The sequence below is a fragment of the Aeromonas sp. 19NY04SH05-1 genome (assembly GCF_040581895.1).
In the GTDB taxonomy this organism is placed as follows: Bacteria; Pseudomonadota; Gammaproteobacteria; order Enterobacterales; family Aeromonadaceae; genus Aeromonas; species Aeromonas enteropelogenes.
The window spans coordinates 17,022-29,402 of record NZ_CP095328.1 but is presented as its reverse complement, the minus strand read 5'-3'; the positions used below and the strand labels follow the sequence as shown (position 1 = coordinate 29,402).

Genomic DNA, 12,381 nt, shown 5'->3' with positions numbered 1-12,381 from the left:
TTAAGTTGTGGTTTTATGGAATACTTTTGCGCAGCAAAACCATAAAACCGCGACTTAAAAACTGTCCAAGGAGCGCAGCGACTGGTGCTGGAACGACTTGTTAGCCTTTTTTCCAAATCTGATATGTGTAATTTATATTAGACAAAAAAAACTGCTCAAAAACCAAATTGAAATTCTCTGGAATTTTAGGAAAATTGATATCACCTTCAACCTCAACGTGAACAGTAGACAAATGAATTATATCTGCTTTTTCAATAAGACTATTGTAGATTTGACCGCCACCAGAGACATATAAATGATCTGTAATTTTCGATAGTTCTTGCAAAGCGATTTCTATTGAAGGAAAGACTAATACATTTTCATTTGAGCTTGAAATTCCTTTCCTCGACACTACTGCATATTTTCGATTTGGAAGAACACCCATAGAGTCAAATGTTTTCCTTCCAACAAGGAGCCACTGATTATATGTGAGCGCTTTAAAGAGTAACTGCTCACCTTTTGCTGACCATGGGATATCAGGGCCATTACCGATTACGCCATTTTCTGACGTTGCAGAAATCAATGAAATTTTCAATTCAACCCCCGTAATGGCTAACTTTGTTTTAGGGCGACTGCCCTGCTGCGTAACATCGTTGCTGCTCCATAACATCAAACATCGACCCACGGCGTAACGCGCTTGCTGCTTGGATGCCCGAGGCATAGACTGTACAAAAAAACAGTCATAACAAGCCATGAAAACCGCCACTGCGCCGTTACCACCGCTGCGTTCGGTCAAGGTTCTGGACCAGTTGCGTGAGCGCATACGCTACTTGCATTACAGCTTACGAACCGAACAGGCTTATGTCCACTGGGTTCGTGCCTTCATCCGTTTCCACGGTGTGCGTCACCCGGCAACCTTGGGCAGCAGCGAAGTCGAGGCATTTCTGTCCTGGCTGGCGAACGAGCGCAAGGTTTCGGTCTCCACGCATCGTCAGGCATTGGCGGCCTTGCTGTTCTTCTACGGCAAGGTGCTGTGCACGGATCTGCCCTGGCTTCAGGAGATCGGAAGACCTCGGCCGTCGCGGCGCTTGCCGGTGGTGCTGACCCCGGATGAAGTGGTTCGCATCCTCGGTTTTCTGGAAGGCGAGCATCGTTTGTTCGCCCAGCTTCTGTATGGAACGGGCATGCGGATCAGTGAGGGTTTGCAACTGCGGGTCAAGGATCTGGATTTCGATCACGGCACGATCATCGTGCGGGAGGGCAAGGGCTCCAAGGATCGGGCCTTGATGTTACCCGAGAGCTTGGCACCCAGCCTGCGCGAGCAGCTGTCGCGTGCACGGGCATGGTGGCTGAAGGACCAGGCCGAGGGCCGCAGCGGCGTTGCGCTTCCCGACGCCCTTGAGCGGAAGTATCCGCGCGCCGGGCATTCCTGGCCGTGGTTCTGGGTTTTTGCGCAGCACACGCATTCGACCGATCCACGGAGCGGTGTCGTGCGTCGCCATCACATGTATGACCAGACCTTTCAGCGCGCCTTCAAACGTGCCGTAGAACAAGCAGGCATCACGAAGCCCGCCACACCGCACACCCTCCGCCACTCGTTCGCGACGGCCTTGCTCCGCAGCGGTTACGACATTCGAACCGTGCAGGATCTGCTCGGCCATTCCGACGTCTCTACGACGATGATTTACACGCATGTGCTGAAAGTTGGCGGTGCCGGAGTGCGCTCACCGCTTGATGCGCTGCCGCCCCTCACTAGTGAGAGGTAGGGCAGCGCAAGTCAATCCTGGCGGATTCACTACCCCTGCGCGAAGGCCATCGGTGCCGCATCGAACGGCCGGTTGCGGAAAGTCCTCCCTGCGTCCGCTGATGGCCGGCAGCAGCCCGTCGTTGCCTGATGGATCCAACCCCTCCGCTGCTATAGTGCAGTCGGCTTCTGACGTTCAGTGCAGCCGTCTTCTGAAAACGACAATGGAGGTGGTAGCCGAGGGTGTGGAAACACCCGACTGCCTTGCGTGGTTGCGGCAGGCGGGTTGCGACACGGTGCAGGGTTTCCTGTTCGCCAGGCCGATGCCGGCGGCGGCCTTCGTCGGCTTCGTCAACCAATGGAGGAACACCACCATGAACGCCAATGAACCGAGCACCAGTTGCTGCGTGTGCTGCAAGGAAATCCCGCTCGATGCCGCCTTCACGCCGGAAGGGGCCGAGTACGTGGAGCATTTCTGCGGGCTGGAGTGCTATCAGCGCTTCCAGGCGCGGGCCAGCACTGCGACCGAAACCAGCGTCAAACCGGACGCTTGTGATTCGCCGCCGTCAGGTTGAGGCATACCCTAACCTGATGTCAGATGCCATGTGTAAATTGCGTCAGGATAGGATTGAATTTTGAATTTATTGACATATCTCGTTGAAGGTCATAGAGTCTTCCCTGACATTTTGCAGGGAATTCCATGACTGGACAGCGCATTGGGTATATCAGGGTCAGCACCTTCGACCAGAACCCGGAACGGCAACTGGAAGGCGTCAAGGTTGATCGCGCTTTTAGCGACAAGGCATCCGGCAAGGATGTCAAGCGTCCGCAACTGGAAGCGCTGATAAGCTTCGCCCGCACCGGCGACACCGTGGTGGTGCATAGCATGGATCGCCTGGCGCGCAATCTCGATGATTTGCGCCGGATCGTGCAAACGCTGACACAACGCGGCGTGCATATCGAATTCGTCAAGGAACACCTCAGTTTTACTGGCGAAGACTCTCCGATGGCGAACCTGATGCTCTCGGTGATGGGCGCGTTCGCCGAGTTCGAGCGCGCCCTGATCCGCGAGCGTCAGCGCGAGGGTATTGCGCTCGCCAAGCAACGCGGGGCTTACCGTGGCAGGAAGAAATCCCTGTCGTCTGAGCGTATTGCCGAACTGCGCCAACGTGTCGAGGCTGGCGAGCAAAAGACCAAGCTTGCTCGTGAATTCGGAATCAGTCGCGAAACCCTGTATCAATACTTGAGAACGGATCAGTAAATATGCCACGTCGTTCCATCCTGTCCGCCGCCGAGCGGGAAAGCCTGCTGGCGTTGCCGGACTCCAAGGACGACCTGATCCGACATTACACATTCAACGATACCGACCTCTCGATCATCCGACAGCGGCGCGGGCCAGCCAATCGGCTGGGCTTCGCGGTGCAGCTCTGTTACCTGCGCTTTCCCGGCGTCATCCTGGGCGTCGATGAACTACCGTTCCCGCCCTTGTTGAAGCTGGTCGCCGACCAGCTCAAGGTCGGCGTCGAAAGCTGGAACGAGTACGGCCAGCGGGAGCAGACCCGGCGCGAGCACCTGAGCGAGCTGCAAACCGTGTTCGGTTTCCGGCCCTTCACCATGAGCCATTACCGGCAGGCCGTCCAGATGCTGACCGAGCTGGCGATGCAAACCGACAAAGGCATCGTGCTGGCCAGCGCCTTGATCGGGCACCTGCGGCGGCAGTCGGTCATTCTGCCCGCCCTCAACGCCGTCGAGCGGGCGAGTGCCGAGGCGATCACCCGTGCTAACCGGCGCATCTACGACGCCTTGGCCGAACCACTGGCGGACGCGCATCGCCGCCGCCTCGACGATCTGCTCAAGCGCCGGGACAACGGCAAGACGACCTGGTTGGCTTGGTTGCGCCAGTCTCCGGCCAAGCCAAATTCGCGGCATATGCTGGAACACATCGAACGCCTCAAGGCATGGCAGGCACTCGATCTGCCTACCGGCATCGAGCGGCTGGTTCACCAGAACCGCCTGCTCAAGATTGCCCGCGAGGGCGGCCAGATGACACCCGCCGACCTGGCCAAATTCGAGCCGCAACGGCGCTACGCCACTCTCGTGGCGCTGGCCACCGAGGGCATGGCCACCGTCACCGACGAAATCATCGACCTGCACGACCGCATCCTGGGTAAGCTGTTTAACGCTGCCAAGAATAAGCATCAGCAGCAGTTCCAGGCGTCAGGCAAGGCCATCAACGCCAAGGTACGTCTGTACGGGCGCATCGGTCAGGCGCTGATCGACGCCAAGCAATCAGGCCGCGATGCGTTTGCCGCCATCGAGGCCGTCATGTCCTGGGATTCCTTTGCCGAGAGCGTCACCGAGGCGCAGAAGCTCGCGCAACCCGATGACTTCGATTTCCTGCATCGCATCGGCGAGAGCTACGCCACCCTGCGCCGCTATGCACCGGAATTCCTTGCCGTGCTCAAGCTGCGGGCCGCGCCCGCCGCCAAAAACGTGCTTGATGCCATTGAGGTGCTGCGCGGCATGAACACCGACAACGCCCGCAAGCTGCCAGCCGATGCACCGACCGGCTTCATCAAGCCGCGCTGGCAGAAACTGGTGATGACCGACGCCGGCATCGACCGGCGCTACTACGAACTGTGCGCGCTGTCCGAGTTGAAGAACTCCCTGCGCTCGGGCGACATCTGGGTGCAGGGTTCACGCCAGTTCAAGGACTTCGAGGACTACCTGGTACCGCCCGAGAAGTTCACCAGCCTCAAGCAGTCCAGCGAATTGCCGCTGGCCGTGGCCACCGACTGCGAACAATATCTGCATGAGCGGCTGACGCTGCTGGAAGCACAACTTGCCACCGTCAACCGCATGGCGGCAGCCAACGACCTGCCGGATGCCATCATCACCGAGTCGGGCTTGAAGATCACGCCGCTGGATGCGGCGGTGCCCGACACCGCGCAGGCGCTGATAGACCAGACAGCCATGGTCCTGCCGCACGTCAAGATCACCGAACTGCTGCTCGAAGTCGATGAGTGGACGGGCTTCACCCGGCACTTCACGCACTTGAAATCGGGCGATCTGGCCAAGGACAAGAACCTGTTGTTGACCACGATCCTGGCCGACGCGATCAACCTGGGCCTGACCAAGATGGCCGAGTCCTGCCCCGGCACGACCTACGCGAAGCTCGCTTGGCTGCAAGCCTGGCATACCCGCGACGAAACGTACTCGACAGCGTTGGCTGAACTGGTCAACGCTCAGTTTCGGCATCCCTTTGCCGGGCACTGGGGCGATGGCACCACATCATCATCGGACGGACAGAATTTCCGAACCGCTAGCAAGGCAAAGAGCACGGGGCACATCAACCCAAAATATGGCAGCAGCCCAGGACGGACTTTCTACACCCACATCTCCGACCAATACGCGCCATTCCACACCAAGGTGGTCAATGTCGGCCTGCGCGACTCAACCTACGTGCTCGACGGCCTGCTGTACCACGAATCCGACCTGCGGATCGAGGAGCACTACACCGACACGGCGGGCTTCACCGATCACGTCTTCGCCCTGATGCACCTCTTGGGCTTCCGCTTCGCGCCGCGCATCCGCGACCTGGGCGACACCAAGCTCTACATCCCGAAGGGCGATGCCGCCTATGACGCGCTCAAGCCGATGATCGGCGGCACGCTCAACATCAAGCACGTCCGCGCCCATTGGGACGAAATCCTGCGGCTGGCCACCTCGATCAAGCAGGGCACGGTGACGGCCTCGCTGATGCTCAGGAAACTCGGCAGCTACCCGCGCCAGAACGGCTTGGCCGTCGCGCTGCGCGAGTTGGGCCGCATCGAGCGCACGCTGTTCATCCTCGACTGGCTGCAAAGCGTCGAGCTACGCCGCCGCGTGCATGCCGGGCTGAACAAGGGCGAGGCGCGCAATGCGCTGGCCCGTGCCGTGTTCTTCAACCGCCTTGGTGAAATCCGTGACCGCAGTTTCGAGCAGCAGCGCTACCGGGCCAGCGGCCTCAACCTGGTGACGGCGGCCATCGTGCTGTGGAACACGGTCTACCTGGAGCGTGCGGCGCATGCGTTGCGCGGCAATGGTCATGCCGTCGATGACTCGCTATTGCAGTACCTGTCGCCACTCGGCTGGGAGCACATCAACCTGACCGGTGATTACCTATGGCGCAGCAGCGCCAAGATCGGCGCGGGGAAGTTCAGGCCGCTACGGCCTCTGCAACCGGCTTAGCGTGCTTTATTTAATGAGATGGTCACTCCCTCCTTCCCAGTACTATGCTGAGGACAGGCTTTCATTCGGAGAACCATCATGGAAAACATTGCGCTTATTGGTATCGATCTGGGTAAGAACTCTTTCCATATTCATTGTCAGGATCATCGTGGGAAGGCCGTTTACCGTAAAAAATTCACCCGACCAAAGCTAATCGAATTTCTGGCGACATGCCCGGCAACAACCATCGCGATGGAAGCCTGTGGCGGTTCTCACTTTATGGCACGCAAGCTGGAAGAGTTAGGGCATTTTCCAAAGCTGATATCACCGCAATTTGTCCGCCCATTCGTTAAAAGCAACAAAAATGACTTCGTTGATGCTGAAGCTATCTGTGAAGCAGCATCACGTCCATCTATGCGTTTCGTGCAGCCCAGAACCGAATCTCAGCAGGCAATGCGAGCTCTGCATCGTGTCCGTGAATCCCTGGTTCAGGATAAGGTGAAAACAACTAATCAGATGCATGCTTTTCTGCTGGAATTTGGTATCAGCGTTCCGCGAGGTGCTGCCGTTATTAGTCGACTGAGTACCCTTCTTGAGGACAGTAGTTTGCCTCTTTATCTCAGCCAGTTACTGCTGAAATTACAACAGCATTATCACTATCTTGTTGAGCAGATTAAAGATCTGGAATCTCAGTTGAAACGAAAGTTGGACGAAGATGAGGTTGGACAGCGCTTGCTGAGTATTCCCTGCGTTGGAACGCTGACTGCCAGTACTATTTCAACTGAGATTGGCGACGGGAAGCAGTACGCCAGCAGCCGTGACTTTGCGGCGGCAACAGGGCTGGTACCCCGACAGTACAGCACGGGAGGTCGGACGACATTGTTAGGGATTAGCAAGCGGGGCAACAAAAAGATCCGAACTTTGTTGGTTCAGTGTGCCAGGGTATTCATACAAAAACTGGAACACCAGTCTGGCAAGTTGGCCGACTGGGTCAGGGAGTTGTTGTGTCGGAAAAGCAACTTTGTCGTCACCTGTGCTCTGGCAAACAAGCTGGCCAGAATAGCCTGGGCACTGACGGCGCGACAGCAAACTTACGAAGCATAAAGGCAGAAATACACCAGTTTAAACAATCATTCATCTGGTTTTGCGAATACTGATATTGATGATACTAACGGCCCACCGGCCTGTTGAGGAACCTGTAAAACGGAAAGGCTCATTGAAGCCGTATATTTTCTGGAGGTTCATCAGGCGCGGAACTCATCGAGGCGCGGGAATAAAATCCCATTCAGACGCCGGATAGATTCAAGCAAGCCAACTTGTCGTCAAAATCGGTGTTGCAAAAACGGGAGTGACCATAGATTCCGTTTTCTGAGACGACCCCCCGTAGCGACGCGGAGAGGGGCGAGACAAGCCAAGGGCGCAGGCTCGATGCGCAGCACGACATAGCCGGTTCTCGCAAGGACGAGAATTTCCCTGCGGTGCCCCTCAAGTGTCAATGAAAGTTTCCAACGCGAGCCATTCGCGAGAGCCTTGAGTCCACGCTAGATCTATCTCATCTGCGCAAGGCAGAACGTGAAGACGGCCGCCCTGGACCTCGCCCGCGAGCGCCAGGCGCACGAGGCCGGCGCGCGGACCCGCGCCACGGCCCACGAGCGGACGCCGCAGCAGGAGCGCCAGAAGGCCGCCAGAGAGGCCGAGCGCGGCCGTGAGGCTTGGACGCTAGGGCAGGGCATGAAAAAGCCCGTAGCGGGCTGCTACGGGCGTCTGACGCGGTGGAAAGGGGGAGGGGATGTTGTCTACATGGCTCTGCTGTAGTGAGTGGGTTGCGCTCCGGCAGCGGTCCTGATCAATCGTCACCCTTTCTCGGTCCTTCAACGTTCCTGACAACGAGCCTCCTTTTCGCCAATCCATCGACAATCACCGCGAGTCCCTGCTCGAACGCTGCGTCCGGACCGGCTTCGTCGAAGGCGTCTATCGCGGCCCGCAACAGCGGCGAGAGCGGAGCCTGTTCAACGGTGCCGCCGCGCTCGCCGGCATCGCTGTCGCCGGCCTGCTCCTCAAGCACGGCCCCAACAGTGAAGTAGCTGATTGTCATCAGCGCATTGACGGCGTCCCCGGCCGAAAAACCCGCCTCGCAGAGGAAGCGAAGCTGCGCGTCGGCCGTTTCCATCTGTGGTGCGCCCGGTCGCGTGCCGGCATGGATGCGCGCGCCATCGCGGTAGGCGAGCAGCGCCTGCCTGAAGCTGCGGGCATTCCCGATCAGAAATGAGCGCCAGTCGTCGTCGGCTCTCGGCACCGAATGCGTATGATTCTCCGCCAGCATGGCTTCGGCCAGTGCGTCGAGCAGCGCCCGCTTGTTCCTGAAGTGCCAGTAAAGCGCCGGCTGCTGAACCCCCAACCGTTCCGCCAGTTTGCGTGTCGTCAGACCGTCTACGCCGACCTCGTTCAACAGGTCCAGGGCGGCACGGATCACTGTATTCGGCTGCAACTTTGTCATGCTTGACACTTTATCACTGATAAACATAATATGTCCACCAACTTATCAGTGATAAAGAATCCGCGCGTTCAATCGGACCAGCGGAGGCTGGTCCGGAGGCCAGACGTGAAACCCAACAGACCCCTGATCGTAATTCTGAGCACTGTCGCGCTCGACGCTGTCGGCATCGGCCTGATTATGCCGGTGCTGCCGGGCCTCCTGCGCGATCTGGTTCACTCGAACGACGTCACCGCCCACTATGGCATTCTGCTGGCGCTGTATGCGTTGATGCAATTTGCCTGCGCACCTGTGCTGGGCGCGCTGTCGGATCGTTTCGGGCGGCGGCCGGTCTTGCTCGTCTCGCTGGCCGGCGCTGCTGTCGACTACGCCATCATGGCGACGGCGCCTTTCCTTTGGGTTCTCTATATCGGGCGGATCGTGGCCGGCATCACCGGGGCGACTGGGGCGGTAGCCGGCGCTTATATTGCCGATATCACTGATGGCGATGAGCGCGCGCGGCACTTCGGCTTCATGAGCGCCTGTTTCGGGTTCGGGATGGTCGCGGGACCTGTGCTCGGTGGGCTGATGGGCGGTTTCTCCCCCCACGCTCCGTTCTTCGCCGCGGCAGCCTTGAACGGCCTCAATTTCCTGACGGGCTGTTTCCTTTTGCCGGAGTCGCACAAAGGCGAACGCCGGCCGTTACGCCGGGAGGCTCTCAACCCGCTCGCTTCGTTCCGGTGGGCCCGGGGCATGACCGTCGTCGCCGCCCTGATGGCGGTCTTCTTCATCATGCAACTTGTCGGACAGGTGCCGGCCGCGCTTTGGGTCATTTTCGGCGAGGATCGCTTTCACTGGGACGCGACCACGATCGGCATTTCGCTTGCCGCATTTGGCATTCTGCATTCACTCGCCCAGGCAATGATCACCGGCCCTGTAGCCGCCCGGCTCGGCGAAAGGCGGGCACTCATGCTCGGAATGATTGCCGACGGCACAGGCTACATCCTGCTTGCCTTCGCGACACGGGGATGGATGGCGTTCCCGATCATGGTCCTGCTTGCTTCGGGTGGCATCGGAATGCCGGCGCTGCAAGCAATGTTGTCCAGGCAGGTGGATGAGGAACGTCAGGGGCAGCTGCAAGGCTCACTGGCGGCGCTCACCAGCCTGACCTCGATCGTCGGACCCCTCCTCTTCACGGCGATCTATGCGGCTTCTATAACAACGTGGAACGGGTGGGCATGGATTGCAGGCGCTGCCCTCTACTTGCTCTGCCTGCCGGCGCTGCGTCGCGGGCTTTGGAGCGGCGCAGGGCAACGAGCCGATCGCTGATCGTGGAAACGATAGGCCTATGCCATGCGGGTCAAGGCGACTTCCGGCAAGCTATACGCGCCCTAGGAGTGCGGTTGGAACGTTGGCCCAGCCAGATACTCCCGATCACGAGCAGGACGCCGATGATTTGAAGCGCACTCAGCGTCTGATCCAAGAACAACCATCCTAGCAACACGGCGGTCCCCGGGCTGAGAAAGCCCAGTAAGGAAACAACTGTAGGTTCGAGTCGCGAGATCCCCCGGAACCAAAGGAAGTAGGTTAAACCCGCTCCGATCAGGCCGAGCCACGCCAGGCCGAGAACATTGGTTCCTGTAGGCATCGGGATTGGCGGATCAAACACTAAAGCTACTGGAACGAGCAGAAGTCCTCCGGCCGCCAGTTGCCAGGCGGTAAAGGTGAGCAGAGGCACGGGAGGTTGCCACTTGCGGGTCAGCACGGTTCCGAACGCCATGGAAACCGCCCCCGCCAGGCCCGCTGCGACGCCGACAGGATCTAGCGCTGCGTTTGGTGTCAACACCAACAGCGCCACGCCCGCAGTTCCGCAAATAGCCCCCAGGATCGCCATCAATCGTATCGGGCTACCTAGCAGAGCGGCAGAGATGAACACGACCATCAGCGGCTGCACAGCGCCTACCGTCGCCGCGACCCCGCCCGGCAGGCGGTAGACCGAAATAAACAACAAGCTCCAGAATAGCGAAATATTAAGTGCGCCGAGGATGAAGATGCGCATCCACCAGATTCCCGTTGGAATCTGTCGGACGATCATCACGAGCAATAAACCCGCCGGCAACGCCCGCAGCATCGCGACCGTCATCGGTGAGAAGTTCGGCAGGTATTGGGTGGTGACAATGTAGGTGCTGCCCCAAATGGCAGGTGCTATCGCTGTGAACAATAATTAGACATTATTTGCCGACTACCTTGGTGATCTCGCCTTTCACGTAGTGAACAAATTCTTCCAACTGATCTGCGCGCGAGGCCAAGCGATCTTCTTCTTGTCCAAGATAAGCCTGTCTAGCTTCAAGTATGACGGGCTGATACTGGGCCGGCAGGCGCTCCATTGCCCAGTCGGCAGCGACATCCTTCGGCGCGATTTTGCCGGTTACTGCGCTGTACCAAATGCGGGACAACGTAAGCACTACATTTCGCTCATCGCCAGCCCAGTCGGGCGGCGAGTTCCATAGCGTTAAGGTTTCATTTAGCGCCTCAAATAGATCCTGTTCAGGAACCGGATCAAAGAGTTCCTCCGCCGCTGGACCTACCAAGGCAACGCTATGTTCTCTTGCTTTTGTCAGCAAGATAGCCAGATCAATGTCGATCGTGGCTGGCTCGAAGATACCTGCAAGAATGTCATTGCGCTGCCATTCTCCAAATTGCAGTTCGCGCTTAGCTGGATAACGCCACGGAATGATGTCGTCGTGCACAACAATGGTGACTTCTACAGCGCGGAGAATCTCGCTCTCTCCAGGGGAAGCCGAAGTTTCCAAAAGGTCGTTGATCAAAGCTCGCCGCGTTGTTTCATCAAGCCTTACGGTCACCGTAACCAGCAAATCAATATCACTGTGTGGCTTCAGGCCGCCATCCACTGCGGAGCCGTACAAATGTACGGCCAGCAACGTCGGTTCGAGATGGCGCTCGATGACGCCAACTACCTCTGATAGTTGAGTCGATACTTCGGCGATCACCACTTCCCTCATGATGTTTAACTTTGTTTTAGCCACCAATGATGCCCTCACTTTCCATGATTTTGGTGGGAATGGATTTTCTTAGCGGCAACTTACTTTCGTTGTCTATATCCATGTTAAAGGCGAAAAAGTAAACCTCTGTCTCCTTCTCAACCCACCCAACCCACCATGCGACACCAGGATTTGACTCAGTTCCCACACCAGAAAAACCAGTTTTTGAATGCACTAGATATTCAGGTGCCGCCTCCGTTACCAAAGCCTCTTTTACTATTAGCTGGTTTTCTTTAGATGCTGACAATTTATTTAAATATAGAGACTCTAGAAACTCCACTTGATTAACTGCGGAAATTCTAAGCTGGCCTTCCAACCAGAATTTGTCAATGCCACCACTGATATTCTGGTTGCCATAGGAAAATTTTTTAAGGTATTTCTGCATTCTTACTTCGCCAACTTCTCTGGCGATTTGTTGAAATACGGGAACAGCTGAAACTTGTATTGCCCCTCTTAAGGTCAAGTCTCTTTCCCATTGCTTCATGGCTCTTGGCTTTCCGTCCCATTTGAAAACCTGATGCTCATTCTTTATGACACCAGTTTCTAGGCCGATAATTGCGTTGGGGATCTTAAATGTTGATGCTGGAAGATATTCCTTTGATGCACGAGCTAAGTCATTGGTAGCGCAGGATTTACTGCTACTTTTACAAAGCAAGAAGACACCATTGACGGCTTCGGCAGAGAACTCTTTGTTCCAAGACGTATTTTCTGTAATTGAACCAGCTAATGCCGTACTCGAAAGACACGCGATAATTACATATGCGGCAAATGTTTTCATGGCACCTTCTTGGTGGCTAACGTTAATTCGACCTCAGAGGCGTTTAAGTCAAAATACCTCTGACGTCTAACATGATTAATCAAAGTCTGATTTTTTAACAAAATCAGAAAGATAGACGCGAAACTTTAAAACAAAG

Annotated in this window: 12 protein-coding genes and 1 pseudogene; 8 read left to right on the top strand and 5 right to left on the bottom strand. The window is 56.9% G+C overall.

Translation table 11 applies throughout. The features are described from left to right. Positions 1–100: 100 nt before the first annotated feature. Positions 101–574 (bottom strand): trimethoprim-resistant dihydrofolate reductase DfrA7, encoded by a 474-nt coding sequence (dfrA7, locus tag MRK42_RS00140; protein ID WP_000703418.1) that lies wholly within the window; start codon positions 572–574, stop codon positions 101–103. Positions 575–731: 157 nt separating this feature from the next. Between dfrA7 and intI1 the strand changes: the two genes are divergently transcribed. From intI1 to MRK42_RS00105, 7 genes and pseudogenes are all read left to right on the top strand, one after another. Continuing rightward, on the top strand, positions 732–1,745 hold the full coding sequence (gene intI1 / locus MRK42_RS00135; protein WP_000845048.1) for a class 1 integron integrase IntI1: 1,014 nt from the start codon (positions 732–734) through the stop codon (positions 1,743–1,745). After that, positions 1,714–1,998, top strand: a pseudogene (locus MRK42_RS00130) (hypothetical protein); the annotation flags it as partial. The gene intI1 and the pseudogene MRK42_RS00130, both read left to right, overlap by 32 nt. Before the next feature lie 99 nt (positions 1,999–2,097). Further along, positions 2,098–2,298, top strand: coding sequence for a DUF3330 domain-containing protein (locus MRK42_RS00125; RefSeq protein WP_000993264.1), 201 nt, complete (start codon positions 2,098–2,100; stop codon positions 2,296–2,298). Positions 2,299–2,423: 125 nt separating this feature from the next. Further along, positions 2,424–2,984, top strand: coding sequence for a recombinase family protein (locus MRK42_RS00120; protein WP_000147567.1), 561 nt, complete (start codon positions 2,424–2,426; stop codon positions 2,982–2,984). A 2-nt stretch (positions 2,985–2,986) separates the two neighbouring features. Beyond that, on the top strand, positions 2,987–5,953 hold the full coding sequence (locus MRK42_RS00115) for a Tn3-like element TnAs3 family transposase (protein WP_001138064.1): 2,967 nt from the start codon (positions 2,987–2,989) through the stop codon (positions 5,951–5,953). Positions 5,954–6,031: 78 nt separating this feature from the next. Beyond that, on the top strand, positions 6,032–7,036 hold the full coding sequence (locus tag MRK42_RS00110) for an IS110-like element IS5075 family transposase (RefSeq protein ID WP_000427619.1): 1,005 nt from the start codon (positions 6,032–6,034) through the stop codon (positions 7,034–7,036). Between the two features lie 468 nt (positions 7,037–7,504). Next, entirely contained in the window at positions 7,505–7,747 is a 243-nt protein-coding gene (locus MRK42_RS00105) for a transposase (RefSeq protein WP_000844627.1), read from the top strand. Between the two features lie 31 nt (positions 7,748–7,778). Here the strand turns inward: MRK42_RS00105 and tetR(A) are convergent, their stop codons facing one another. Next, positions 7,779–8,429 (bottom strand): tetracycline resistance transcriptional repressor TetR(A), encoded by a 651-nt coding sequence (gene tetR(A), locus MRK42_RS00100; protein WP_000164043.1) that lies wholly within the window; start codon positions 8,427–8,429, stop codon positions 7,779–7,781. Between the two features lie 105 nt (positions 8,430–8,534). On the opposite strand from tetR(A), the gene tet(A) reads away from it, so the two are divergent. Next, a complete protein-coding gene (gene tet(A), locus MRK42_RS00095; RefSeq protein ID WP_000804064.1) occupies positions 8,535–9,734 on the top strand; it encodes a tetracycline efflux MFS transporter Tet(A) in 1,200 nt (399 codons plus the stop codon). Positions 9,735–9,765: 31 nt separating this feature from the next. On the opposite strand, the gene MRK42_RS00090 is transcribed toward tet(A), so the two are convergent. From MRK42_RS00090 to blaOXA, 3 genes are read right to left on the bottom strand one after another with little or no spacing between them, the layout of a single operon-like run. Further along, positions 9,766–10,626, bottom strand: coding sequence for an EamA family transporter (locus tag MRK42_RS00090; protein WP_311060354.1), 861 nt, complete (start codon positions 10,624–10,626; stop codon positions 9,766–9,768). 10 nt (positions 10,627–10,636) lie between these two features. After that, positions 10,637–11,428, bottom strand: coding sequence for an ANT(3'')-Ia family aminoglycoside nucleotidyltransferase AadA1 (gene aadA1, locus MRK42_RS00085; protein WP_001209508.1), 792 nt, complete (start codon positions 11,426–11,428; stop codon positions 10,637–10,639). Positions 11,429–11,444: 16 nt separating this feature from the next. Then, positions 11,445–12,245 carry an OXA-10 family class D beta-lactamase gene (gene blaOXA / locus MRK42_RS00080; protein ID WP_337227241.1) on the bottom strand — a complete coding sequence of 267 codons (801 nt, stop codon included), beginning with the start codon at positions 12,243–12,245 and terminating at the stop codon, positions 11,445–11,447. Between the last annotated feature and the right edge of the window lie 136 nt (positions 12,246–12,381).

Coding starts and splice junctions, on each gene's coding strand:
- MRK42_RS00125 (WP_000993264.1), top strand. CDS start 2,098: ATGAACGCCAATGAACCGAGCACCAGTTGCTGCGTGTGCTGCAAGGAA.
- MRK42_RS00120 (WP_000147567.1), top strand. CDS start 2,424: ATGACTGGACAGCGCATTGGGTATATCAGGGTCAGCACCTTCGACCAG.
- MRK42_RS00115 (WP_001138064.1), top strand. CDS start 2,987: ATGCCACGTCGTTCCATCCTGTCCGCCGCCGAGCGGGAAAGCCTGCTG.
- intI1 (WP_000845048.1), top strand. CDS start 732: ATGAAAACCGCCACTGCGCCGTTACCACCGCTGCGTTCGGTCAAGGTT.
- blaOXA (WP_337227241.1), bottom strand. CDS start 12,245: ATGAAAACATTTGCCGCATATGTAATTATCGCGTGTCTTTCGAGTACG.
- MRK42_RS00110 (WP_000427619.1), top strand. CDS start 6,032: ATGGAAAACATTGCGCTTATTGGTATCGATCTGGGTAAGAACTCTTTC.
- aadA1 (WP_001209508.1), bottom strand. CDS start 11,428: ATGAGGGAAGTGGTGATCGCCGAAGTATCGACTCAACTATCAGAGGTA.